Annotated in this window: 20 protein-coding genes, 3 tRNA genes, 3 rRNA genes and 2 pseudogenes; 5 read left to right on the top strand and 23 right to left on the bottom strand. The window is 63.7% G+C overall.

Annotated elements, in window-relative coordinates:
• The first annotated feature begins 6 nt into the window (after window positions 1-6).
• Both dnaQ and LCHO_RS05205 read left to right on the top strand, forming a co-directional pair.
• Window positions 7-732, top strand: a complete 726-nt coding sequence (dnaQ, locus tag LCHO_RS05210; protein WP_012346072.1) for a DNA polymerase III subunit epsilon — start codon at window positions 7-9, stop codon at window positions 730-732.
• A 90-nt stretch (window positions 733-822) separates the two neighbouring features.
• A tRNA-Val gene (locus LCHO_RS05205) sits at window positions 823-897 on the top strand.
• Between the two features lie 169 nt (window positions 898-1,066).
• Here the strand turns inward: LCHO_RS05205 and LCHO_RS22655 are convergent.
• From LCHO_RS22655 to istA, 3 genes and pseudogenes are all read right to left on the bottom strand, one after another.
• Window positions 1,067-1,303 (bottom strand): annotated as a pseudogene (locus LCHO_RS22655) (IS3 family transposase); the annotation flags it as partial.
• Between the two features lie 191 nt (window positions 1,304-1,494).
• On the bottom strand, window positions 1,495-2,280 hold the full coding sequence (gene istB / locus LCHO_RS05200) for an IS21-like element helper ATPase IstB (RefSeq protein ID WP_043704865.1): 786 nt from the start codon (window positions 2,278-2,280) through the stop codon (window positions 1,495-1,497).
• Window positions 2,281-2,315: 35 nt separating this feature from the next.
• A pseudogene (istA, locus tag LCHO_RS05195) lies at window positions 2,316-3,840 on the bottom strand (IS21 family transposase).
• A gap of 245 nt (window positions 3,841-4,085) precedes the next feature.
• Here istA and LCHO_RS05190 point away from each other — a divergent pair.
• Window positions 4,086-4,556 (top strand): IS66 family transposase, encoded by a 471-nt coding sequence (locus LCHO_RS05190; protein WP_083772682.1) that lies wholly within the window; start codon window positions 4,086-4,088, stop codon window positions 4,554-4,556.
• A 42-nt stretch (window positions 4,557-4,598) separates the two neighbouring features.
• On the opposite strand, the gene LCHO_RS05185 is transcribed toward LCHO_RS05190, so the two are convergent.
• Genes LCHO_RS05185 through LCHO_RS23630 form a run of 3 tightly spaced genes read right to left on the bottom strand, consistent with a single transcriptional unit; the run spans window position 4,599 to window position 5,524 of the window.
• On the bottom strand, window positions 4,599-4,817 hold the full coding sequence (locus LCHO_RS05185) for a hypothetical protein (RefSeq protein ID WP_012346069.1): 219 nt from the start codon (window positions 4,815-4,817) through the stop codon (window positions 4,599-4,601).
• Entirely contained in the window at window positions 4,814-5,305 is a 492-nt protein-coding gene (locus LCHO_RS05180; RefSeq protein WP_012346068.1) for a transposase, read from the bottom strand. The genes LCHO_RS05185 and LCHO_RS05180 overlap by 4 nt, the downstream gene beginning before the upstream one ends.
• A 57-nt stretch (window positions 5,306-5,362) precedes the next feature.
• Window positions 5,363-5,524: a hypothetical protein gene (locus tag LCHO_RS23630; protein WP_012346067.1), complete on the bottom strand. Its 162-nt coding sequence runs from the start codon at window positions 5,522-5,524 to the stop codon at window positions 5,363-5,365.
• Window positions 5,525-5,604: 80 nt separating this feature from the next.
• Between LCHO_RS23630 and LCHO_RS24295 the strand changes: the two genes are divergently transcribed.
• Window positions 5,605-5,733 (top strand): transposase domain-containing protein, encoded by a 129-nt coding sequence (locus tag LCHO_RS24295; protein ID WP_083772794.1) that lies wholly within the window; start codon window positions 5,605-5,607, stop codon window positions 5,731-5,733.
• Between the two features lie 192 nt (window positions 5,734-5,925).
• Here the strand turns inward: LCHO_RS24295 and rrf are convergent.
• The 6 genes from rrf to ptsP form a co-directional block, all read right to left on the bottom strand.
• Window positions 5,926-6,038: ribosomal RNA gene (rrf, locus tag LCHO_RS05175) — 5S ribosomal RNA — on the bottom strand.
• Between the two features lie 150 nt (window positions 6,039-6,188).
• Window positions 6,189-9,069, bottom strand: a 23S ribosomal RNA gene (locus LCHO_RS05170).
• A 330-nt stretch (window positions 9,070-9,399) separates the two neighbouring features.
• Window positions 9,400-9,475 (bottom strand) — tRNA-Ala (locus LCHO_RS05165).
• 12 nt (window positions 9,476-9,487) lie between these two features.
• A tRNA-Ile gene (locus LCHO_RS05160) sits at window positions 9,488-9,564 on the bottom strand.
• Window positions 9,565-9,636: 72 nt separating this feature from the next.
• A 16S ribosomal RNA gene (locus LCHO_RS05155) occupies window positions 9,637-11,163 on the bottom strand.
• Together the 16S, 23S and 5S rRNA genes with 2 tRNA genes alongside form the textbook arrangement of a ribosomal RNA operon.
• A gap of 443 nt (window positions 11,164-11,606) precedes the next feature.
• Window positions 11,607-13,418, bottom strand: coding sequence for a phosphoenolpyruvate--protein phosphotransferase (gene ptsP, locus LCHO_RS05150; RefSeq protein ID WP_012346066.1), 1,812 nt, complete (start codon window positions 13,416-13,418; stop codon window positions 11,607-11,609).
• Window positions 13,419-13,567: 149 nt separating this feature from the next.
• Here ptsP and LCHO_RS05145 point away from each other — a divergent pair, with 149 nt between their 5' ends.
• Entirely contained in the window at window positions 13,568-14,428 is an 861-nt protein-coding gene (locus tag LCHO_RS05145; RefSeq protein WP_012346065.1) for a GNAT family N-acetyltransferase, read from the top strand.
• A 52-nt stretch (window positions 14,429-14,480) separates the two neighbouring features.
• Here the strand turns inward: LCHO_RS05145 and LCHO_RS05140 are convergent, their stop codons facing one another.
• The 11 genes from LCHO_RS05140 to LCHO_RS05090 form a co-directional block, all read right to left on the bottom strand.
• Window positions 14,481-14,750 carry an HPr family phosphocarrier protein gene (locus LCHO_RS05140; protein ID WP_012346064.1) on the bottom strand — a complete coding sequence of 90 codons (270 nt, stop codon included), beginning with the start codon at window positions 14,748-14,750 and terminating at the stop codon, window positions 14,481-14,483.
• Entirely contained in the window at window positions 14,719-15,174 is a 456-nt protein-coding gene (locus tag LCHO_RS05135) for a PTS sugar transporter subunit IIA (protein ID WP_012346063.1), read from the bottom strand. The genes LCHO_RS05140 and LCHO_RS05135 overlap by 32 nt, the downstream gene beginning before the upstream one ends.
• 41 nt (window positions 15,175-15,215) lie before the next feature.
• Window positions 15,216-15,779, bottom strand: a complete 564-nt coding sequence (locus tag LCHO_RS05130; protein ID WP_012346062.1) for a hypothetical protein — start codon at window positions 15,777-15,779, stop codon at window positions 15,216-15,218.
• A gap of 24 nt (window positions 15,780-15,803) precedes the next feature.
• On the bottom strand, window positions 15,804-16,565 hold the full coding sequence (gene fliR, locus LCHO_RS05125) for a flagellar biosynthetic protein FliR (protein WP_012346061.1): 762 nt from the start codon (window positions 16,563-16,565) through the stop codon (window positions 15,804-15,806).
• Window positions 16,566-16,577: 12 nt separating this feature from the next.
• Window positions 16,578-16,847, bottom strand: a complete 270-nt coding sequence (gene fliQ, locus LCHO_RS05120) for a flagellar biosynthesis protein FliQ (protein ID WP_012346060.1) — start codon at window positions 16,845-16,847, stop codon at window positions 16,578-16,580.
• A gap of 34 nt (window positions 16,848-16,881) precedes the next feature.
• Entirely contained in the window at window positions 16,882-17,613 is a 732-nt protein-coding gene (gene fliP, locus LCHO_RS05115; RefSeq protein ID WP_085986864.1) for a flagellar type III secretion system pore protein FliP, read from the bottom strand.
• A gap of 59 nt (window positions 17,614-17,672) precedes the next feature.
• On the bottom strand, window positions 17,673-18,095 hold the full coding sequence (locus tag LCHO_RS21960; protein ID WP_012346058.1) for a FliO/MopB family protein: 423 nt from the start codon (window positions 18,093-18,095) through the stop codon (window positions 17,673-17,675).
• A gap of 9 nt (window positions 18,096-18,104) precedes the next feature.
• Window positions 18,105-18,566 carry a flagellar motor switch protein FliN gene (gene fliN / locus LCHO_RS05105; protein ID WP_012346057.1) on the bottom strand — a complete coding sequence of 154 codons (462 nt, stop codon included), beginning with the start codon at window positions 18,564-18,566 and terminating at the stop codon, window positions 18,105-18,107.
• The gene (fliM, locus tag LCHO_RS05100; RefSeq protein ID WP_012346056.1) at window positions 18,556-19,560 is read right to left on the bottom strand and encodes a flagellar motor switch protein FliM; all 1,005 of its coding nucleotides are present in this window, start codon (window positions 19,558-19,560) and stop codon (window positions 18,556-18,558) included. Before fliM ends, fliN begins: the two co-directional genes overlap by 11 nt.
• A 25-nt stretch (window positions 19,561-19,585) precedes the next feature.
• Window positions 19,586-20,188 (bottom strand): flagellar basal body-associated FliL family protein, encoded by a 603-nt coding sequence (locus tag LCHO_RS05095; RefSeq protein WP_012346055.1) that lies wholly within the window; start codon window positions 20,186-20,188, stop codon window positions 19,586-19,588.
• 176 nt (window positions 20,189-20,364) lie between these two features.
• Window positions 20,365-21,837, bottom strand: a complete 1,473-nt coding sequence (locus tag LCHO_RS05090) for a flagellar hook-length control protein FliK (RefSeq protein WP_012346054.1) — start codon at window positions 21,835-21,837, stop codon at window positions 20,365-20,367.
• Between the last annotated feature and the right edge of the window lie 12 nt (window positions 21,838-21,849).

Raw genomic sequence — 21,849 nt, 5'->3', positions numbered from 1 at the left:
CCCGCCATGCGCCAGATCTTTCTCGACACCGAAACCACCGGCCTGAGCCATGAGAGCGGCGACCGTGTCGTCGAACTGGGCTGCGTGGAGATGGTCAACCGCCGCCTGACCGGGCGCAACCTGCACCACTATTTCAACCCGCAGCGTGCCAACCACGAAGAGGCCGTGCGTGTCCACGGCCTGACGGACGCGTTCCTGGCGGACAAACCGTTGTTCAGCGCCGTGGCGCAGGAGTTCGTCGACTTCGTGCGCGATGCGGAAATCATTGCCCACAACGCGAACTTCGACGTCGGCTTCCTCGATGCCGAACTCAAGCGCATCGGCCACCCGCCGCTCAAGCAACTGGTCGACAAGGTCACCGACTCGCTGGTGATGGCGCGCGAGCAGTTTCCTGGCAAGGCCAACTCGCTGGACGCCTTGTGCAGGCGACTCGAAGTCGACAACACCAGCCGCACGGTGCACGGCGCCTTGCTCGACGCCGGCCTGCTGGCCGAGGTCTACATCCGGATGACCCGCGGGCAGAACTCGCTGGTGATCGACGACAGTCCGGTGCAATCTGAACAACAAGTCGAACAACCGCTGATCGCTGTCGATCTGACGGCTTTCGTGCTGCCTGTGCTGGTCGCTGAAGACGAAGAGATCGCCGCTCACGAGGCGGTGTTGTCCGGGCTCGACAAATCCAGCGGCGGAAAAACCCTTTGGCGCTCGATAGGGGCTAGCGTTCAAGTTTGAAGTGATGGCATAATCTAACTCTTGTCGCCGCAACACGGTCGACAAACCCGATCAAAGTGTCTGCAAGTCAATACAGCAAGCACAAAAATCGGGCGGTTAGCTCAGCGGTAGAGCACTGCCTTCACACGGCAGGGGTCGCAGGTTCGAACCCTGCACCGCCCACCAGGATTTCGTAATGAAATCAACGATTTACGCCACCCTCGGGTGGCGTTTTCGTTTCTAGTGTCCTAAAAGTGTACTAAACGCCCTCGGATGGCGCTGGACATCGACCCCTGATTTGCCCGCCTCTTGGGCGTGAGCTCACGGTGGTGTCCGTCATGAGGCGTTGTCATGGTCAAGTTTTTTCGGACACTGCGATAGGTAGTTTGATTGCCGATTGCTGCTCGAAGGCATTGGGTGGCAGGTTGCCCAGTTTGGAGTGCAGCCGCACGCTGTTGTAGAAGCCCACGATGTAGTCGGCGATGTCCGTCATGGCCTCGGCATGGTTGGCGTAGTCGCGCTGCCAGACGCGCTCGGTCTTGAGGCTCAGGAAGAAGTGCTACATCACCGCGTTGTCCCAGCAGTTGCCCTGTGAGCGTCCAGCCATCCCATCTGTCCCGCCGGTGATCTGGGTGCGTATTTCGGCGAACGTGACCGGTCATTTCGGCCATCGTGACCGACGGCCCAGGCGAGTGGATCCGAGGCCGTTTCGGTATCGTGACCGCCGGTTTGGTGGCGGTGTTGCGTGGGTAGGAGTTTAGGGTTGGAGTGGTCAGTTTGCGGTCATGCCGAGGCCTCCTTTCTGGATGTCTTGGCGGACCGGGGGGCGCCGTCCTGAGGCTCACGCGGGGTTCGGCGGGATTGCCCTTGCAGGTCGAAGCGCCGGCAGCGCTGCAGCAGCCGATCCAGGATCGCGTCGGCCACGGTCGGGTCACCGATCCAGCCGTGCCAGTGCTCGATGGGCAACTGGTGCGTGATGATCGTGGCGCGCACGCTGGCGCGGTCGTCGATGATCTCCAGCAAGTCGGCGCGTGTGGCCGCGTCGATGCTGCCGGTGGCCCAGTCGTCGAGGATCACGACGTCGGTCTTGGCCAACTGGGTCAGCCAGCGCCGGAACTCGCCGCTGGCGTGCAGGATGCGCAACTCCTCGGCCAGCCGGGGCACACGCAGGTACTGCACCGAGTGGCCCTGGCGGCAGGCGTACTGACCCAGCGCACAGGCCAGCCAGGTCTTGCCCAGACCGGTGGCACCGCTGAGCGTGATGGTCTGACCCTGCGTGATCCAGCTCGACAGGGCCAGGCTCATGAGCGTGGCGCGGTCCATGCCGCGCACGCCCTCGAAGCGGGCGTCTTCGAGCGTGGCGGTGGTGTACTTGAGCGCGGCGCGCTGCAGCAAGCGGACTCGCTTGCGGTCGTCGCGGGCCTGCACCTCGCGGTCGACCAGCAGGGCCAGGCGCTCCTCGAAGGACAGGCCCTGGATGTCGGGCTGGACGAGTTGCTGCTCGAAGGCGTCGGCGAAGCCGGGCAGCTTGAGCGCGCGCAGATGGCCCAGGGTGGCGTTGTTGAGCATGATGAGGTCCGTCAGATCGTCTGGGGTGGTGGGCGTCATTGGTAGTAGCCGGGGCCACGCACGTTGGCGTGCGTCGGGCTGACCCAGTCGGACTGATCGGGGTTCTGGAGCCGATCGCGGTTGTTGGCCAGCAGATCGCGCACGTGGCGGTACTTGACGGTGCCCAGGACCAGGGCGCGCTCGCAGGCCGCCTCCAGGCGAGCCGCGCCGTAGCGCTTGGCCAGGCTCAGCAGGCCCAGACAGGAGCGGTAGCCGTGCTCGGGATGCTTGAACAGCTGCAGCTGCCGGGTGACGACCTCGCCGGTCGAGACGCCGATGCGCTGGCCCCATTCGATGAGGCGATCGGGGGTCCATTCCTTGTGGGCGCGGTGCGCCGCGGGCATGTGGGCGTCGACGGTGGTGTAGCCGCCGCGGCGTTCGTTGCGGGCGTGGCTGGCCACTCGCTGACCGCGCAACAGCAGCTCAACGCAGGCCCGAGTCAGACGTGCCTCCAGCGCTTGTCCGACCAGGGCGTGCGGCACGGAGTAGCGGTGGGCCTCGATCTCGACGTGGTAGTCGATGTGGACCTTGACCGTCTTGAAGCGCGCGAGCTCGTAGCGCTGCGCCGGCAGCGGCATCAGGGCCGGCGCGTCCAGCTCGGCGAAGACGCTGGCGCGGCTGCCGGCGAGCCGCTGGAAGGGCCGCTCGTTGACCGACGGCAACAGCGCGGCGATCGCGGCATCGACCTCGGCCACCGTCGCGAACGTCTGATGCCGCAGGCGCGCCAGCACCCATCGGGTCACGACCTGGACGGCGCTCTCCGCCGTGGCCTTGTCCTTGGGTGAACGCGGTCGCGCCGGCAGCACCGAGCATCCGTAGTGGCGGCACAGGTCCTGCACGGTGGCGTTGGCGCGTGGCTCGTAGCGGTCGGGCTCGGCGATCAGCGCACGCGGGTTGTCCGGCACGATGAGCTGAGGCACCCCGCCGTAGAAGGCCAACGCGCGCACGATGCCTTCGATCCAGTCCTCCAGGCGCTGCGCCAGCGTGGCGCAGGCAAACACGCAGCTCGACGCGGCCATCGCCGCCACGAAGACCTGCGCGCGACTGCCGTCCACCAGCGCGATGGTCGATCCCGCGAAGTCGATGAACAGCTTCTCGCCGGCGCGCCGGTGCTGGCGCATCGAGCGCTTCAGGCGGGCGACGAAGTCCTTGTAGTGCGCGCAGAACTGCGTGTAGCCCCAGGTGCGGCACTCGGCATGCGCGGCCCGGTACTCCTGCCACAACAGCACCAGGGTGACGCCCTTGCGGTCGAGCTCGCGGTGCACGGCGGCCCAGTCGGGCTCGACGAAGCGACCGGCCGCCGCGGCGCGTGGCAGCAGCAAGACCGTGAGTTGGCGCTCGTCGAGCGCCTGTGCGGCCTCCCAGTCCAGACCGGCGTTGTTGGCCAGGCCGACGTACTTCGAGACGACGCCCTTGGAGATGTTGAGCGCCTTGGCGATCTGCTCGTGCGAGAGCTGCGACAAGCCACTTCAGGCGGATGATGTCCTTGATCATGCGTAGATCCATTCGTTGCTTGGGCATCCACTTCCTTCGTCGGCAAAGCCAACGACGATAGGTGCCCAAACGGGTTGGGTTCTACGCAACACCGCCGCCTGTCCAGGGCGGCTCTTACAAGCCTGTCCAGCGTCGGTCACGATGGCCGAAACGGGCGGTCACGATGCCGAAATCATCGGTCACGATGGTCCGAGATCCTCGACCGGTCACGATCGCCGAAATGACCGGTCACGTTGCCGAAACGGGCGGTCACGTTGATCCGAAATACGCACATGGGAGAGCGCGCTGGGCGAGCCGGTCGGATCGGGCGGCGCCTGCTCGGGCTCGGGTGCGTGATGTTCCGCTGGCGCGATCGGGGTCGGCGCAGCGAAGCCGAGTTCGCGCCGCTGCAGCGGCGCGTCCGCCAGGCGATTGAGGCCGGGGTGGCGCAGACGCTGTGCAAGCGCAGCGCCGCGACCTGCGCCAATCTGCTGGACCTGTGGCCCGCGCTGTGGGGCTTCCTGCGTCAAAGCGGGGTCGAGCCCACCAACAACGCCGCCGAGCAGGCGCTGCGCACGCTGGTGCTCAAGCGCAAGATCTCGGGGCTGACGCGTTCGCGCCGCGGCGAGGAGTTCCTCGCCCGGGGCTACACGGTGCTCGAGAGTTGCCGTCGCCAAGGCCGCGATGCGCTGGACTTCCTGCGCCAGGCCCTGCAGGCGCACTTCGGCGGCATCGCCGTGCCGTCGCTGGTGCCCAGCGGCTGAGGCTGCTCTGCCATTCGGCGCTCTCTCGCCGACAACCCTGACTCACCTTCCGGTGCGCTTGGGCATCAGTCCGCTGAGCGCGCGCAGCGTGGTGTTCACTGTGTGGGCAATACCGGGGGGTGAATACTTACCGTCGATCCAGCGCTGGTACGTGCGCACCGACACGCCCACCTCCGCGCACGCGCTGTGCAGGCGCGCGCCGCTGGCCTGTGCGGTCTTGACCATCTCCACGAGCCCCTGGCGTTCCAGCAACGCAGTCATGCGTCCTCGTCTCTGTTCTGGAACGCCTCGAGTTTTCGCGACAGGATCAGCAGCGCAGCGGCTTCGGCCAGCGCGCGCTCCTTGCGGCGCAACTCCTTCTCCAGCTCCCGGCTGCGTTTGCGCTCCTCGGCCAGCGCCGCCGGGCTGACCCGCTCGGCCCCGGCCGCATTGGCCTGCAGGCACGCGCCCCGCCAGCGGGCGATCTGCTCGACGTGCAGCCCCTTCTTGCGGCAGTACTCGCCCAGCTCGGCCTGCGCCAGCCCCAGGGTCTCGACCACGACGGCGAACTTGTCCTCAGGCTTCCAGTCTTCGGGGTTGCTGCCGTCTCCAGGCACGGCTCGACCCGCTCCACGGGCCTGGTTTCGCCACGCGTAAAGCGTGGGCTCCGTCACCCCCGTGCGCTTGGCCACCTCCGCCACCACCAGGTTGTGTGGCGCACTCATCAGCGACAGCGCGTGTTCCTTCTTCTCTTTCGAATACCTTGGCATTCCCGTCCTCTGCTTGCCCCCTGCGGTTATCAATCGTCGCCTCACTCGACGCGACATCTATCCTGACAGAGGGGGCTCCTGCAGCGCGTTCATGTGCTCACGCAACTGCGCGATCTGCAGGCCCAGCGCGTCGATCACCGCGTGGCATTGCGCCAGCGTCTGCGGCTTCGGGGGCACGGTGGTGTTGCCGGGCTCGTCGGGCGTGGGTTGCGAATCCATCTCGCCACTTTGCCGCGCTTGGCCCCGCCGCTCATCCGAACTTCACCGGCTTGACGGGAGGGGGCAATACCGGGGGGTGAATACGTACGTCGGCCAAGCTCAACAAAATCGATCCCTGGACCTACCTGCGCGACTTGCTGGCGCGCATCCATCGCCACCCAGCTTCGCGCATCGAAGACCTGCTGTCTCATCGCGGGCAACCAGCCTGATCGCCCAGCCCGGCCGCAGCACAGCGACCGGCAACGGCCGAACATCTTCCAGCAATCAGACAGCGCGTCAAGATGGCGCCGCCAGACGCTCACGGTGGTGTGGCTGGACGCTCACCAATTGAAGACGAATTCTGCCGCCCAAAATACCAAGCCCCCTACCTCGCGAGAGGAAGGGGGCTTGGATTAATAGAAGCCTGACGATGACCTACTTTCACACGCGAATGCGCACTATCATCGGCGCTGAGGCGTTTCACTGTCCTGTTCGGGATGGGAAGGAGTGGGACCACCTCGCTATGGTCGTCAGGCGTAACGGGCTGCCAAGACCAGACGGAATGAGATTCCTCGGGTCATTGGCGAATTCATAGAGTCGAATCGATAATTGATTGCGTTGCCAGAGCAGTACGGTTCACGTATTACTCCATCTTTGACGATCAGGTTAGTGATCTCAAAGTTATAGGGTCAAGCCTCACGAGCAATTAGTACTGGTTAGCTTAACGCATTACTGCGCTTCCACACCCAGCCTATCAACGTCCTGGTCTAGAACGACTCTTCAGGGGGCTCAAGGCCCCGGCAGATCTCATCTTGAAACGAGTTTCCCGCTTAGATGCTTTCAGCGGTTATCTCTTCCGCACATAGCTACCCGGCGATGCCACTGGCGTGACAACCGGTACACCAGAGGTGCGTCCACTCCGGTCCTCTCGTACTAGGAGCAGGCTTCCTCAAATCTGCAGCGCCCACGGAAGATAGGGACCAAACTGTCTCACGACGTTTTAAACCCAGCTCACGTACCTCTTTAAATGGCGAACAGCCATACCCTTGGGACCGGCTACAGCCCCAGGATGAGATGAGCCGACATCGAGGTGCCAAACACCGCCGTCGATATGAACTCTTGGGCGGTATCAGCCTGTTATCCCCAGAGTACCTTTTATCCGTTGAGCGATGGCCCTTCCATACAGAACCACCGGATCACTTTGTCCTACTTTCGTACCTGCTCGACTTGTCAGTCTCGCAGTCAAGCACGCTTATGCCAATGCACTATCAACACGATTTCCGACCGTATTTAGCGTACCTTCGAACTCCTCCGTTACACTTTGGGAGGAGACCGCCCCAGTCAAACTGCCCACCATACACTGTCCCCATCCCGGATAACGGGACAAGGTTAGAACCTCAAACACACCAGGGTGGTATTTCAACGTTGGCTCCACCTGATCTAGCGACCAGGTTTCAAAGCCTCCCACCTATCCTACACAGATCTGTTCAAAGTCCAATGTAAAGCTACAGTAAAGGTTCATGGGGTCTTTCCGTCTTTCCGCGGGGAGATTGCATCATCACAAACATTTCAACTTCGCTGAGTCTCTGGAGGAGACAGTGTGGCCATCATTACGCCATTCGTGCAGGTCGGAACTTACCCGACAAGGAATTTCGCTACCTTAGGACCGTTATAGTTACGGCCGCCGTTTACTGGGACTTCAGTCAAGAGCTTGCACCCCATCATTTAATCTTCCAGCACCGGGCAGGCGTCACACCCTATACGTCGACTTTCGTCTTTGCAGAGTGCTGTGTTTTTATTAAACAGTTGCAGCCACCGATTCTTTGCAACCTCATTGGGCTCCCCAAGTCAATGGTTCACCTACTAAAGGCACACCTTCTTCCGAAGTTACGGTGTCAATTTGCCGAGTTCCTTCTCCAGAGTTCTCTCAAGCGCCTGAGAATACTCATCTCGCGCACCAGTGTCGGTTTGCGGTACGGTCGTGTGTAGCTGGAGCTTAGTGGCTTTTCCTGGAAGCAGGGTATCACTCAGTTCGTCTGCAAGCAGACTCCTTATCACCCCTCATCTAAGACCCCCGGATTTGCCTAAGGGCCATGACTACAGGCTTGAACCAACATATCCAACAGTTGGCTGAGCTAACCTTCTCCGTCCCCACATCGCACTACACATCGGTACAGGAATATTGACCTGTTTCCCATCAGCTACGCATCTCTGCCTCGCCTTAGGGGCCGACTCACCCTACGCCGATGAACGTTGCGTAGGAAACCTTGCGCTTACGGCGAGGGGGCTTTTCACCCCCTTTAACGCTACTCATGTCAGCATTCGCACTTCTGATACCTCCAGCAGCCTTCACAAGCTCCCTTCACAGGCTTACAGAACGCTCTCCTACCATCTGCAATAAATTGCAAATCCGCAGCTTCGGTGACTGGCTTGAGCCCCGTTACATCTTCCGCGCAGGACGACTCGATCAGTGAGCTATTACGCTTTCTTTAAATGATGGCTGCTTCTAAGCCAACATCCTGACTGTTTTAGCCTTCCCACTTCGTTTCCCACTTAGCCAATCTTAGGGACCTTAGCTGGCGGTCTGGGTTGTTTCCCTCTTGAGTCCGGACGTTAGCACCCGGTGCTCTGTCTCCCAAGCTGTACTCGTCGGTATTCGGAGTTTGCAATGGTTTGGTAAGTCGCCATGACCCCCTAGCCATAACAGTGCTCTACCCCCGACGGTAATACTTGAGGCACTACCTAAATAGTTTTCGGAGAGAACCAGCTATTTCCAAGTTTGTTTAGCCTTTCACCCCTATCCACAGCTCATCCGCTAGTTTTGCAACACTAGTCGGTTCGGACCTCCAGTGCGTGTTACCGCACCTTCATCCTGGCCATGGATAGATCACTTGGTTTCGGGTCTACACCCAGCGACTCAATCGCCCTATTCGGACTCGGTTTCCCTACGCCTTCCCTACACGGTTAAGCTTGCCACTGAATGTAAGTCGCTGACCCATTATACAAAAGGTACGCAGTCACCCCTTGCGAGGCTCCTACTTTTTGTATGCATGCGGTTTCAGGATCTATTTCACTCCCCTCCCGGGGTTCTTTTCGCCTTTCCCTCACGGTACTTGTTCACTATCGGTCGATTACGAGTATTTAGCCTTGGAGGATGGTCCCCCCATCTTCAGACAGGATTTCACGTGTCCCGCCCTACTTGTCGCACGCCCAGTTCCACAGTCAACTTTTTCCATACGGGGCTATCACCCGCTGTGGCCGGACTTTCCATTCCGTTCTGATAAGTCGACTGCTAAAACGTGCAGGCTCTTCCGATTTCGCTCGCCACTACTCTCGGAATCTCGGTTGATGTCTTTTCCTCCAGCTACTGAGATGTTTCAGTTCGCCGGGTTCGCCTCGCATGCCTATGTATTGAGCATGCGATACCCTTGCGGGTGGGTTTCCCCATTCGGATATCTCCGGATCAAAGCTAATTTGCCAGCTCCCCGAAGCTTTTCGCAGGCTATCACGTCCTTCATCGCCTGTAATCGCCAAGGCATCCACCACATGCACTTATTCACTTGACCCTATAACTTTGACATCCACTCTCGCAGACATCGTCAAGGAATGATTCGATCCCAGCGGACTAGGCCAGGACCAAATTTTGAGTATTTACGTTTTCGCCGTACTTTCAACTCCCGCAGATTGCTCCACGGTATTGATGTCTGGTGACGCAATCAATTATCACTGACGGCACGGTGCGCCCAGCACTTTACACGCTGAACGCTTTCCGCCAGTGAATCTGATTCGACTCTACGAATTTTTAAAGAACAACAGCCAACTTTCGATGGCAAACCAAAATCACGACCGACAATCGCGAGACTTTGGTTTGCATCGAACAGCAAGAACAGAATGGATGGTGGAGGATGACGGGATCGAACCGACGACCCCCTGCTTGCAAAGCAGGTGCTCTCCCAGCTGAGCTAATCCCCCGTGTCTGATTGGTGGTGGGTCTGGTTGGATTCGAACCAACGACCCCCGCCTTATCAAGACGGTGCTCTAACCGACTGAGCTACAGACCCCAATTCTGTTCTGTCACTGTCGTTTGTACAGCCGATAAGTGTGGGCGCAAGAATTTGAATGCTTGTTTCCAGAAAGGAGGTGATCCAGCCGCACCTTCCGATACGGCTACCTTGTTACGACTTCACCCCAGTCACGAACCCTGCCGTGGTAATCGCCCTCCTTGCGGTTAGGCTAACTACTTCTGGCAGAACCCGCTCCCATGGTGTGACGGGCGGTGTGTACAAGACCCGGGAACGTATTCACCGCGGCAAGCTGATCCGCGATTACTAGCGATTCCGACTTCACGCAGTCGAGTTGCAGACTGCGATCCGGACTACGACCGGTTTTCTGGGATTGGCTCCCCCTCGCGGGTTGGCAGCCCTCTGTACCGGCCATTGTATGACGTGTGTAGCCCTACCCATAAGGGCCATGAGGACCTGACGTCATCCCCACCTTCCTCCGGTTTGTCACCGGCAGTCTCATTAGAGTGCCCTTTCGTAGCAACTAATGACAAGGGTTGCGCTCGTTGCGGGACTTAACCCAACATCTCACGACACGAGCTGACGACGGCCATGCAGCACCTGTGTTCAAGTTCTCTTTCGAGCACTCCCACATCTCTGCAAGATTCTTGACATGTCAAGGGTAGGTAAGGTTTTTCGCGTTGCATCGAATTAAACCACATCATCCACCGCTTGTGCGGGTCCCCGTCAATTCCTTTGAGTTTCAACCTTGCGGCCGTACTCCCCAGGCGGTCAACTTCACGCGTTAGCTTCGTTACTGAGAAGAAACCCTCCCAACAACCAGTTGACATCGTTTAGGGCGTGGACTACCAGGGTATCTAATCCTGTTTGCTCCCCACGCTTTCGTGCATGAGCGTCAGTACAGGTCCAGGGGATTGCCTTCGCCATCGGTGTTCCTCCGCATATCTACGCATTTCACTGCTACACGCGGAATTCCATCCCCCTCTACCGTACTCTAGCTGTGCAGTCACAAATGCAGTTCCCAGGTTGAGCCCGGGGATTTCACATCTGTCTTACACAACCGCCTGCGCACGCTTTACGCCCAGTAATTCCGATTAACGCTTGCACCCTACGTATTACCGCGGCTGCTGGCACGTAGTTAGCCGGTGCTTATTCTTCAGGTACCGTCATCCCTCCGAGGTATTAACTCAAAGGATTTCTTCCCTGACAAAAGCGGTTTACAACCCGAAGGCCTTCTTCCCGCACGCGGCATGGCTGGATCAGGCTTTCGCCCATTGTCCAAAATTCCCCACTGCTGCCTCCCGTAGGAGTCTGGGCCGTGTCTCAGTCCCAGTGTGGCTGGTCGTCCTCTCAGACCAGCTACAGATCGCAGGCTTGGTAGGCTTTTACCCCACCAACTACCTAATCTGATATCGGCCGCTCCAGTAGCGCGAGGCTCTTGCGAGTCCCCCGCTTTCACCCTCAGGTCTCATGCGGTATTAATCCGGCTTTCGCCGGGCTATCCCCCACTACTGGGCACGTTCCGATACATTACTCACCCGTTCGCCACTCTCGAGGATTGCTCCTCTACCGTTCGACTTGCATGTGTAAGGCATGCCGCCAGCGTTCAATCTGAGCCAGGATCAAACTCTTCAGTTCGATCTTGATTTGCTCTAAGGAATCGAAGTGAACTTCACTTCTCTATCCATGAGCGTTTAAAGTCCATAAGACCTCGAGCCCGCAGTTGCCTACAGAACCCTTGGCACTCGCCTTCAAACGCCCACGCTTATCGGCTGTATATTTTTAAAGAACATCGCAAGCCGCCGTCTTTGCAGACCACTTCTTGCGCTTGCTGTCAGCAACTTGTTGCAAACAGCGCAGAGGCGAGATTATCAACCGTCTTTTTGGTTTCGTCAACAACTTTCGAAGAAGTTTTTAACATCACCAACCGACTGTTTGATCGCCAACACGACGCAGGTCAGAACCTGAATCATTTTGGCATCGCCGCCGGTCTTGCTGCAAGCCAACTAGGTGGTGAGCAGCGAAGACCGCAATTATGCACCGGAACTTCATCGGCGCGCAAGTGGCTGGGGAGAAATTCTTCAGGCAGCTTCTCGAGGTGTCTTTTGCACCTGTTCGCCAGCGTCCACCTTTGCTCCGGCAACCGAAACGTCCTTTCCCACGGAACGGGGCTCGTCCGACGACATCACAGCTGCCGCATAAGCACGCAACCGTTTGCTGTCCGATCGAAGAATGCGTTGCTTGATGGCAGGGATCTGCGCCGGGTGCATGCTGAAAGAACGCAACCCCAGACCAAGGAGCAACTCGGTGAACTCGATGTCGCCCGCCATCTCGCCACAGACAGAGATGCCCTTGCCTGCAGCGTGAGCCTGACTGATGGTGTCGGCAATCAACCGGAGCACCGCGGGATGCCAGGGGTCGTAGAGATGGGCCACTGCCTCTTCGGCGCGATCGATCGCCAGCGTGTACTGGATCAGATCGTTTGTGCCGATGGAGACAAAGTCGAAGTAGCGCAGGAAGATCGGCATGGTGAGTGCCGCCGCGGGCACCTCGACCATGGCCCCGATTTCCACCGATCCGTGCGGAATGCTTTCGCGCATGAGTTGAGCCCGCACACGCCGGAGCGCGTCGAAGGTGGCTCGTATTTCGCTGAGGTGAGTCAGCATCGGCACCAGAAGGCGGACAGGCCCGTGCGAGGCCGCACGGAGGATGGCGCGCAGCTGCACCTCGAACATGGCCGGATCCGACAAGCTCCAGCGGATCGCCCGCAGGCCCATCGCCGGATTCAAGGTGTGCTCGTGCCGCAACTCGTGCACCGACATGCGATCGAGCGGCTTGTCCGAGCCGATGTCGACCGTTCGTATCGTGACCGGCAGCCCCTGCATGATGGTGACCGCATCGCGATAGGCCTGATATTGCTCCTCCTCGTCAGGCAAGGCCCCGTCGCGGTTCATGAACAGGAACTCGCTGCGGAACAGTCCGACACCCTCGGCACCGCCGGCCAGCGCAGCCACCCCGTCGCCAGGCAACTCGATGTTGGCGAGCAGTTCCACCCGTTCACCGTCCAGCGTCACCGCCGGCTTGTGGCGCAAACGGGTCAGGCGCTCGCGCTCGACCTGAATCTGGCGCTGACGGAAGCGGTACTCCTCGAGCACGATCGACGAAGGCTCCACGATCACCAGGCCCGCATCGCCGTCGATGATCACCCAGTCGTCCTGACGGATCAGCCGACTGGCGTCTCGGGCGCCCACGACCGCCGGGATATCGAGGCTTCTGGCGACGATGGCCGTGTGCGAGTTCTTGCCGCCGACATCGGTGATGAACCCGGTGAACACGCTGCCCTTGAACTGCAGCATGTCGGCCGGCGAGATGTCGTTGGCGACCAGCACGAGCGGATCTTCTCCGCCGAAGTCGCGTGCTCCCACACGTTCGGTGATTGCCGAACCGTTGGACGGATCGCCCAGTGCACGCAGCACGCGTTCGGCCACCTGTTCGAGGTCGGCCTTGCGTTCGCGCAGGTATTCGTCCTCCATCTCGTCGAACTGGCGCGCGACCACTTCGAGCTGCGCGGCCATCGCCCACTCGGCGTTGTAGTGCCGCTCGACGATCCAGGCACAGGTGGCCTCCGCAAGTGCCTCGTCGTGCAACAGCATCAGGTGGACATCGAGCAGCGCCAGGATCTCGGTCTGCGCATTGGGGGGCAGGTCGCGCTTGAGATCCTCGAGCTCGCCGCTGACCTGCTTGCGCGCCAGTCGCAGGCGCGATATCTCGGCCGGAACGTCAACCGGATCGATGAAGTAATGCGCCACGTCGATGCGGCTGGACGCCACCAGCACCGCGCGCCCGATCGCTACACCCCGAGAAACAGGCAAACCGAATACTTGCAGGCTCATGCTTTCATGCTAGCAGTCCGCATGCCTGCCCCTGGTCGGGTCTGACCCCAGAAACCCGGCCTCGCCGGCGTCGTCAAGCGGTCACCGAAACGACACGTTCGTGTCACGGCCGACCACGACGATGACTTCATGCACACATGGAGTCATTCATGAGGGATCTGCCCCAACCCACCTTCGCGCTGGCCGAATTGCGGATGCCGCCTCGGCGGCTGATGCCAACGCGTCAAGCGGTTCTGCCGATCGTCCCGGACAGCATCCCGGCGCCGGCGCCCGTCCCCCAGGCTGCCATGACCGCCGCATGGGCCACCACGCCGCAGCATGTCGAACAGGCCCAGCGCCTGCGCCACCAGGTGTTCGTCGGAGAAATGGGCGCGCGGCTCAACAACATCCCCGGCACGCCGCCCGGCTTGGACCGAGACATCTTCGACGCCCACTGCGAGCACCTGCTGGTGCGCAGCAGCACCGGCGACGTGATCGGCACCTACCGCGTCATGACGCCGACCGCCGCGCGCCGCATGGGTGGCTGGTACAGCGAGACCGAATTCGACTTCACGCGCCTGCGCCATCACACCGCGACGATGGCCGAACTCGGCCGCTCCTGCGTTCATGCGGACCACCGCAACGGCGGCGTGATCATGACGCTGTGGGCCGCACTGGGTGACTTCATGCGGCGCAACCAGCTCGACACCATGGTCGGCTGCGCCAGCATCAGCATGCGCGACGGCGGCCATGTGGCGGCGAGCGTCTGGGAGCAACTGCGCCAGACGCACCTGGCACCGATCGAACACCATGTGCAGCCGCGGCTGCCCCTGCCGGTCGACGAACTGAACAAGCGCCTGCAGGTCGAGACGCCGGCCCTGATCAAGGGCTACCTGCGCTGCGGCGCCAAGGTGCTGGGCCCGCCGGCCTGGGATCCCGACTTCAACACCGCCGACCTGCCGATGATGCTGCGCCTGTGCGACCTGCCAAGCCGCTACCAGCGCCACTTCATGGGCGCCGCGACAGCCTGATCCGGAAACCACAGGCCGGGGCTCACGCCGCGGCCGTGCGGGGTGCGAAGACCTATTCGCCTTCGCCGAACTTGTCGTCGATCAGCGCGCGCAGGGCCGTCATGGCTTCCTGCTCGCGCTCGCCGTCGACCTCGATCTCGATCTCGCTGCCGATTCCGGCGGCCAGCATCATGACGCCCATGATGCTCTTGGCATTGACACGCCGGCCACTGCGGGAGAGGAACACCTCGCACGGGAAACTGCCGACCAGCTTGGTGAGCTTGGCCGAGGCCCGCGCGTGCAAACCCAATTTATTGCTGATGTTGATGGTCGAGCGAATCATGGGATTTGGTCTGTAGCACCTGGTTCTGGGGTCGGGTCGAAGCCACCGGCAGCACGCCTTGCGTGGCGCCGATCATGGCCCGGCTGACCAGCTCGTCGAGCGGCAGCCGTGCGTAGTTGAGGGCACGCCAGAGCATCGGCACGTTGACGCCGGCCAGCACGCGGATCCGGCTGCCGTCGGCCAGGCGTTGCGCGACATTGGCCGGCGTGGCGCCGAACACGTCGGTCAGCACCAGCACGTCCGGATCCGCATCGGCGCCGGCCGCGAGGAACTCGCGCGCGCGCGCCTCGACCTGCTCCGGCGGCTCGTGCGGAACGACATCGAGCGCAAACACCCGCTCCACCAGTTCGGGAAACGTGTGCTCCGCGACAGCCCTCAGCGCGGACGCGAGCGGTGCGTGGGCAAGGATCAGCAGGCGGGCCATGGCGGCGAATTATGGCGGCAGGACCGGCGAGACCATCCGCATCAGTTCCGCCAACTCAAGGCATCGAGAAATTCAGCCGCTTGCGCCGACCATTGCTCGGGCGCATCCGGGCGTGCCATCACGACCAGCTGATAGACCCGCGGGCCGCGCGCCACGAACAGCGCCTGCGCCACCGTCGTGCTGCCGTCGGGCCGCGCACCGCGCATGCGGCTGCGCTGCGCCAGCGTGCCCACCGTCATGCCGGGCACCGCCACGTGCTCCGAGGCTTCTTCGGTGCCCTGCATGTTGGCGAGCAGGCGCTGACGCAGTTCAAGCAGCGCGGCAGGCGCCAGCGTGGGATCGCCGAGGTCGAACACCGTGGCCGACCAGGTCAGCCCGCCACCGTCGCAGACCAGCATCTGCGCCGCTGCCACGCGTTCGAGCAGCGGCAGCTTGCGCTCCAGCCGATCGGGCTTGCAGGGAAACTGCAGCCGGGTGTCCGGGCCCAGGCGCACATCGCGCCAATCGAGCGTCGGGCTGCACGCCACCATCAGGCAGGCGGTCAACCCCATCGCGGCCCAGGACATCGAACGACATTGCATCGCCGGATTATCGACGCGGGTCATGGCGGCGGCCACCGGGCCGCGCCGTCACTGGAACAGCGCCAGCATGCGCTCCAGCGCCGCCATCAGCGGGCCTTGCAGCATCGGCAGCGTCAGCAGCACGCCGAACAGCCCGACCGACACCGTGATGCCGAAACCCACCGAGAAGATCTGGATCTGCTGCGCCACCCGCGAGATCACGCCCAGCACCAGATTGACGAACAGCAGCATGGCGATGATCGGCAGCGCGATCCAAAGGCCGAGCCGGAAGATCTCGGCGCCCCAGACCTGCGGCTGCAGCGTCGTGATCACCGACAAGGGCTGGTCGCTGACCGGAAACGCATTGAAGCTGTGCACCACCGCCATCACCAGCAGCAGGTGGCCGTTCATCACCACGAACAGCAGCGAGCCGATGGTGCTGAAGAAGCGCGCCGTTGCGGTGCCCTGGCTGCCGGTGGCGGGGTCGAAGAAGCCGGCGAAGTTCAGGCCCATCTGCAGCCCGATCAACTCGCCGGCGAACTCGACGGCGGCAAACACCACCCGGGCCGAGAACCCCAGCGTGACGCCGATCACCACCTGCTGCGCCCCCATCATCAGCGCGCCCGGGCTGTCGAGCGGCAGCGACGGCATCGGCGGCAGACTGGCCTGCGCGCTCACGGCCACCAGCAGTGCCAGGCCCACCTTGAGCCGCACCGGCACGATGCGCATCGACAGCACCGGCGCGGCGCTGAACAGCGCCAGCGTGCGCAGGAACGGCCACAGCAGCGGCGTCAGCCACTCCAGCAGCTGGGCTTCGTCGAACCCGATCATGGATCGACCGGCTCAGCCCACCGCGCCCGGGATGGACTGCAGCACGCGCTGCAGATACTCGACCAGCGTCGACAGCATCCACGGCCCGGCGATCGCCATCACCGTGACGGCAGCGACCATCTTAGGCACGAACGACAACGTCGATTCGTGCAACTGCGTGGCCGCCTGGAAGATGCTCACCGTCAGCCCCACCAGCAGCACCGTCAGCAGCATCGGCGCGGCCACCATCAGCAAGATGCCGAGGCCTTCCTGGCCGTGCGTGAGAACCTGGGTCGCGTCCATTCGTACTCCAATCAACCGGGTGTCGTGACCCGTCTCAGACCGCAAAACTCGCCGCCAGCGAACCCAGCAACAGGTTCCAGCCGTCGGCCAGCACAAAAAGCATCAGCTTGAACGGCAGCGCCACCAGCACCGGCGACAACATCATCATGCCCAGGCTCATCAGCACGCTGGCCACCACCATGTCGATCACCAGGAACGGGATGAAGATCAGGAAACCGATCTGGAACGCCGACTTCAGCTCGCTGGTCACGAACGCCGGCACCAGCACCCGCAGCGGCGCCTGCTCGGACTTCACCGCCGGATCGAGCTTGGCCAGCCGGGCGAACAGCGCCAGGTCCGACTGCCGCGTCTGCTTGAGCATGAACTGGCGCATCGGCACCTCGCCACGCGCGATCGCTTCCTCGAAGCCGATCTGGTTGGCCGCGTAGGGCTTGTAGGCATCGGCATAGACGCGGTCGAGCGTCGGCGCCATCACGAAGAAGGTCAGGAACAGCGACAGCCCGACGATCACCTGGTTCGGCGGCGCCGCCTGCGTGCCCAGCGCCTGGCGCAGCAGGCCCAGCACGATGACGATGCGGGTGAAGCCCGTCATCATCAGCAGCACCGCCGGCAGGAACGACAGCGCGGTGAAGAACAGCAGCGTCTGGATCGGCACCGAAAACGTCGTGCCGCTGCCACCCTGGCCGACCATCAGCGGCAGGGCCGCCGGTGCGCCCTGGGCTAAAGCTACTGCAGGCCAGGCCGATATCACCGTCAAGCCCAGCATCAGCCCGGCGTGCGCGTTGCGGCGCAGGAAACGGGCGGCGTCGTGTCGAGTCTTCATGATCAGGTCCGGTCTGCCGTCGGCTTGCCCGACGGTGTCGACACCGGCGCACCCAGGCCCGCGCGCAGGCGCTGCGCCAGTTCGGCGCCGAATCCGCCGTCGCGGCCGCCTGAGCCGCCCTTGGCCGACTGGCCGGCGGACGGCTCGCCCGATGTGCCCGGCCACTGGTCGAGCACATGCAGCGCATTGATCTGCTGCGGCGTCACGCCCAGCAGCAGCCAGCGGCGGGCCTCGCCCTCGCCCACCTCGACCGCCACGATGCGCTGCTGCGGCCCCAGGCCCAGCGAGCCGACCTGGCGCAACGCCAGCGCCTGCGAGCGCGTCATCGCGCCGGCCATGCCCGAGCGCTTGAACAGCCACAGCGCGGCCGGTATCAGCGCCACGATCAGCGCGAACCACAACAGGGACATCCAGGACGGCGTCATCACGTACCTTCAATTGCCGCGCGACAGCCGGCGCATGCGCTCGCTCGGCGTCACGATGTCGGTCAACCGGATGCCGAACTTGTCGTTGACCACCACCACCTCGCCCTGGGCGATCAGGTAGCCGTTGACCAGCACGTCCATCGGCTCGCCGGCCAGCGCGTCGAGCTCGACCACCGAACCCTGCGCCAGCTGCAGGATGTTCTTGATCGGGATGCGCGTGCGGCCCAGCTCGACCGTCAGCTGGACCGGGATGTCCAGGATCAGGTTGATGTCGTTGCCCGGCTGGTTGACGCTGCCGGCGCTGCTGGTGAAATTGGCGAACGCGGCCGGCGCGCCGTGGTCGGGCGACGGCAGCACCTCGGCCATCGCGCCGCCGGGGTGCTGGGTCTGCTCTTCCAGAGCGGCGGCCCATTCGGCCGCCATCGCGTCCTGTTCCGAGGTCAGGTCCGCGGCGGTGTTGTCAGCCGGCATTGCTTTCTCCTATCCAACCCATGTTCTGGTTGGTCAACATGCGATCGACCTTGAGGGCGTACTTGCCGTTCGAGGTTCCGTATTGCGCTTCCATCACCGGCACGCCGTCCACCTTGACCTCGATCGACTTGATCAGGTCGAGCTCGATGAAGTCGCCCGCCTTGAGCGCGAGCAACTGCTCGACGGTGGCCGGCGCATGCGCCAGCTCGGCCACCAGCTGCACCTGCGCGGCCTGGATCTGGTGCGTCATCAGCTTGACCCAGCGCCGGTCCGGCTCGGCCGAATCGCCCTGCGTGCTCGAATACAGCACGTCGCGGATCGGCTCCAGCGTGGCGTAGGGAATGCAGAAGTGGATCGTGCCGGTGGCGTCGCCGATCTCCAGCGTGAACGAGGTCGTGACCACGATCTCGCCCGGTGCGGCGATGTTGGCGAACTGCGGCTGCATCTCCGAGCGCTGGTATTCCAGCTCGAGCGGATAGATGCCCTGCCAGGCCTTCTTGTATTCGGTCGCGATGACCTCGACGATGCGCGAGATCACGCGCTGCTCGGTGGGCGAGAAATCGCGCCCCTCGATGCGGGTGTGGAACTTGCCGCTGCCGCCGAACAGCGCATCGATCACCGAAAACACCAGCGTCGGGTCGCACACGATCATGCCGCTGCCGCGCAGCGGCCGCACGCTGACGATGTTGAAGTTGGTCGGCACCACCGTCTCGCGCAGGAAGGCGCTGTACTTCTGCACCTTGATGCCGCCCACGCTCACTTCGGGCGTCTTGCGGATGAAGTTGAACAGGCCGATGCGGATGTTGCGCGAGAAGCGCTCGTTGATGATCTCCAGCGTGGGCATGCGCCCGCGCACGATGCGCTCCTGGCTGGCCAGGTCGTAGTCGCGGATGCCGCCCTTGGGCGTGTCCTCCTGCTCGAGCTTCTGGCTCTCGCCGGTGATGCCCTGCAGCAGTGCGTCGACTTCGTCTTGCGAAAGGATCTGCTGGTTCATCTTGAGGCTCGCGCGTCAATCCGACTCATTGAATGATGAAGGCCGAGAAATGCACCTGCTGCACCGGGTTGTAGACCGGCGCGCGGCGGCGCTTCTTCTTGCCGCCGGTGTCGTCGGGCTCGTCGGCGTCGATCTCGATGCCCATCGGCCGGACCGCCTCGCGCATCACCTCTTCGGCGAGCTTTTCCTTGCCTTCGCGCTCGAGCAGTTCGGTCGAGGTCTTGTGCGCCAGGATCATCAGCACCGCGTTGCGGATCGCGGGCATGTAGCCCTTCATCTCTTCGGCGAACTTCGGGTCGTCGACTTCCAGCGTCATGCCGATCTGCGCATAACGCTCCGAGTCGCGGTCGGCCAGGTTGACGACAAACGGGTCGAGCGCCACGTAGGTGGGCGGGTGTGCCGAATCGTGCTTGCGCGGCTTCGGGGCGGGCGCATGGGCGGCCGCCGGCGCGTGTGCGCCATCGGCGTCGGCCTCGTCGCCCTCCGCGGCGGCATTCTTCTTCATCAGGAACAGCGCCGCACCACCCCCCACCACGAGCAGCAGAACCACCGCGGCGATGATGATGATCAGCTTTTTCGAGCCCTTTTTGGCAGGGGCGTCGCCGGCGGGGGCGGCAGCTGCGGACATGGTGTTCTCCAGAAAGGCAGCGAGGCGGGCGATCCACGACCCGGTCTCGTCGACCACCTGCGCACGGGGTGCACATCGGCGGCCACTGGATCCGATTATTCGGAATCCACCCGATCTGCGAAGCCGCGAAAAAGCCCGTCAATCACCCGCAGTCCGCACCGCCGGCGGGCACGGCATCAGGCGTAGAGATCGAGCCCGCGCAGACCGGACGGGGCATCCGAAGGGCGCTGTCCGCCCCAGCCCGGCGCCGTGTCGCCGCCTCGGCCGGGCTGCAACGGCGAGCCCGCCGGCAGCACGCCGCGCCCGGCCTGGGCCGCGCGGGACTCCGATTGCTGACCCCAGCCGCCCGGGCGACCGCTTCCCGCGTCGCCCTGGCCCGCCCCGGCGCCGGCCTCGTCACGGCCGTTGCCGGCACCGCCGAAGGCCGCGTCGGTGTCGGACACCTCGCCGACCACGCTGCTGGCGGCCAGCTGCAGGCCGTCGGCCTGCAAGGCCTGGGCAAGCGCCGGCAGCGCCTGTTCGAGCAGTTCGCGGGTGCTGCCGGCGGTGGCGCCGAAATCGATGCGCGCCTGGTTGCCGTCGAGCGCGATGCGCACCTGGATCGGGCCCAGCTCGGCCGGATTCAGATCCAGACGGGCCTCCTGGATGCCCTCGAGCGAGAAGGCCGCCACCTTCACCATCACCTCGTCGCCGAAGCCTGGCGCGCCGACCGGCGTCTGCACGAAGGCCTCGCCGACCGGTGCCGGGCCGGCCGCGGCGGCAGGCGGCGGCGCCCCCCCCACCAGCGCCGCGAGCTGGCTCGCGAATCCGGGCGCGGCGTCGGTGCCGACCGCTGCGGACGGGCCCGCGTCAGGCGTCGCCGCGGCGCCGCCCGCTTCGAGCGGCACCGCCGATCGGGCGCCGGCGGCCGGGTTGTCGTGCGCGCCGAGGCGCCCGCCCTGCATCTGGCCGCCACCGGCCCAGACGCCGGTGCCGGCCCCCGTGCCCGGGTCTTCCGGGCGCGCCCAGCTCGGCAGATTGAGCCCCGCGGCAGCGCCGCCCGCCGCAGCCGCGGTGGCGTCGCCACCACCGGCCACCTGGGCGCCGGCCGCCGACAGCCCGGCACCGCGCCCGAGCGCCGCGCCGATGCCGCCGTGGCGCTGCGCCGCCAGCTGCATCATCCAGTGCGACACCGTGGCGCCACCGGAGGGGGCCGCTTCAGCGGGTGCGGATTCCTCCGGCGCCGTTTCCCGGGCACGGGTTTCGTCGGTCTCGCGGCTGTCGTCGGCACCTGCAGTTGCACCCGAATCCGCACCCGCACCGGCCCCCTGGGCACGCGGGCGATCGGCGCGGGCGCGCGTCTCGGCCGATTTCGCCTCGGCACTGCTGCCGGGCGGGCGCGCCGGCGGGGCCGGTGTGGCCGCGGGCGGCGCAGCACGCTGCGGATCCGGGGCCTGATTCGTGCGCCGGGCGCTGGCCTGCGCCGCCCGTGCCGCTTCGCCGGCGCCAGGCTGCGCGCCTGGCTGCACACCGGCGGCACGCAGCAGGCCGGCAAATCCGCCCGTCCCGGTGCCGGCGGCCGGCGCGTCGTCGCGGCCACGGCGCTCGCCGGCCATGCGATCGGCACGGGCGGTTTCGGCGCTGAGGGAAGACGCAGTGACGCGGTTCATGCCGGGCTCCTG

Origin of the sequence: Leptothrix cholodnii SP-6 (assembly GCF_000019785.1) — a bacterium.
In the GTDB taxonomy this organism is placed as follows: Bacteria; Pseudomonadota; Gammaproteobacteria; order Burkholderiales; family Burkholderiaceae_C; genus Sphaerotilus; species Sphaerotilus cholodnii.
This window is presented reverse-complemented; position numbering and strand designations above follow the sequence as displayed.

Bases quoted from the DNA above. Each gene is read 5' to 3' on its own strand.
- dnaQ (WP_012346072.1), top strand. From the start codon at position 7: ATGCGCCAGATCTTTCTCGACACCGAAACCACCGGCCTGAGCCATGAG.
- istB (WP_043704865.1), bottom strand. From the start codon at position 2,280: ATGCTCAACAACGCCACCCTGGGCCATCTGCGCGCGCTCAAGCTGCCC.
- LCHO_RS05190 (WP_083772682.1), top strand. From the start codon at position 4,086: ATGGGAGAGCGCGCTGGGCGAGCCGGTCGGATCGGGCGGCGCCTGCTC.
- LCHO_RS05185 (WP_012346069.1), bottom strand. From the start codon at position 4,817: ATGACTGCGTTGCTGGAACGCCAGGGGCTCGTGGAGATGGTCAAGACC.
- LCHO_RS05180 (WP_012346068.1), bottom strand. From the start codon at position 5,305: ATGCCAAGGTATTCGAAAGAGAAGAAGGAACACGCGCTGTCGCTGATG.
- LCHO_RS23630 (WP_012346067.1), bottom strand. From the start codon at position 5,524: ATGGATTCGCAACCCACGCCCGACGAGCCCGGCAACACCACCGTGCCC.
- ptsP (WP_012346066.1), bottom strand. From the start codon at position 13,418: ATGAGCCTGCAAGTATTCGGTTTGCCTGTTTCTCGGGGTGTAGCGATC.
- LCHO_RS05145 (WP_012346065.1), top strand. From the start codon at position 13,568: ATGAGGGATCTGCCCCAACCCACCTTCGCGCTGGCCGAATTGCGGATG.
- LCHO_RS05140 (WP_012346064.1), bottom strand. From the start codon at position 14,750: ATGATTCGCTCGACCATCAACATCAGCAATAAATTGGGTTTGCACGCG.
- LCHO_RS05135 (WP_012346063.1), bottom strand. From the start codon at position 15,174: ATGGCCCGCCTGCTGATCCTTGCCCACGCACCGCTCGCGTCCGCGCTG.
- LCHO_RS05130 (WP_012346062.1), bottom strand. From the start codon at position 15,779: ATGACCCGCGTCGATAATCCGGCGATGCAATGTCGTTCGATGTCCTGG.
- fliR (WP_012346061.1), bottom strand. From the start codon at position 16,565: ATGATCGGGTTCGACGAAGCCCAGCTGCTGGAGTGGCTGACGCCGCTG.
- fliQ (WP_012346060.1), bottom strand. From the start codon at position 16,847: ATGGACGCGACCCAGGTTCTCACGCACGGCCAGGAAGGCCTCGGCATC.
- fliP (WP_085986864.1), bottom strand. From the start codon at position 17,613: ATGCTGGGCTTGACGGTGATATCGGCCTGGCCTGCAGTAGCTTTAGCC.
- LCHO_RS21960 (WP_012346058.1), bottom strand. From the start codon at position 18,095: ATGACGCCGTCCTGGATGTCCCTGTTGTGGTTCGCGCTGATCGTGGCG.
- fliN (WP_012346057.1), bottom strand. From the start codon at position 18,566: ATGCCGGCTGACAACACCGCCGCGGACCTGACCTCGGAACAGGACGCG.
- fliM (WP_012346056.1), bottom strand. From the start codon at position 19,560: ATGAACCAGCAGATCCTTTCGCAAGACGAAGTCGACGCACTGCTGCAG.
- LCHO_RS05095 (WP_012346055.1), bottom strand. From the start codon at position 20,188: ATGTCCGCAGCTGCCGCCCCCGCCGGCGACGCCCCTGCCAAAAAGGGC.
- LCHO_RS05090 (WP_012346054.1), bottom strand. From the start codon at position 21,837: ATGAACCGCGTCACTGCGTCTTCCCTCAGCGCCGAAACCGCCCGTGCC.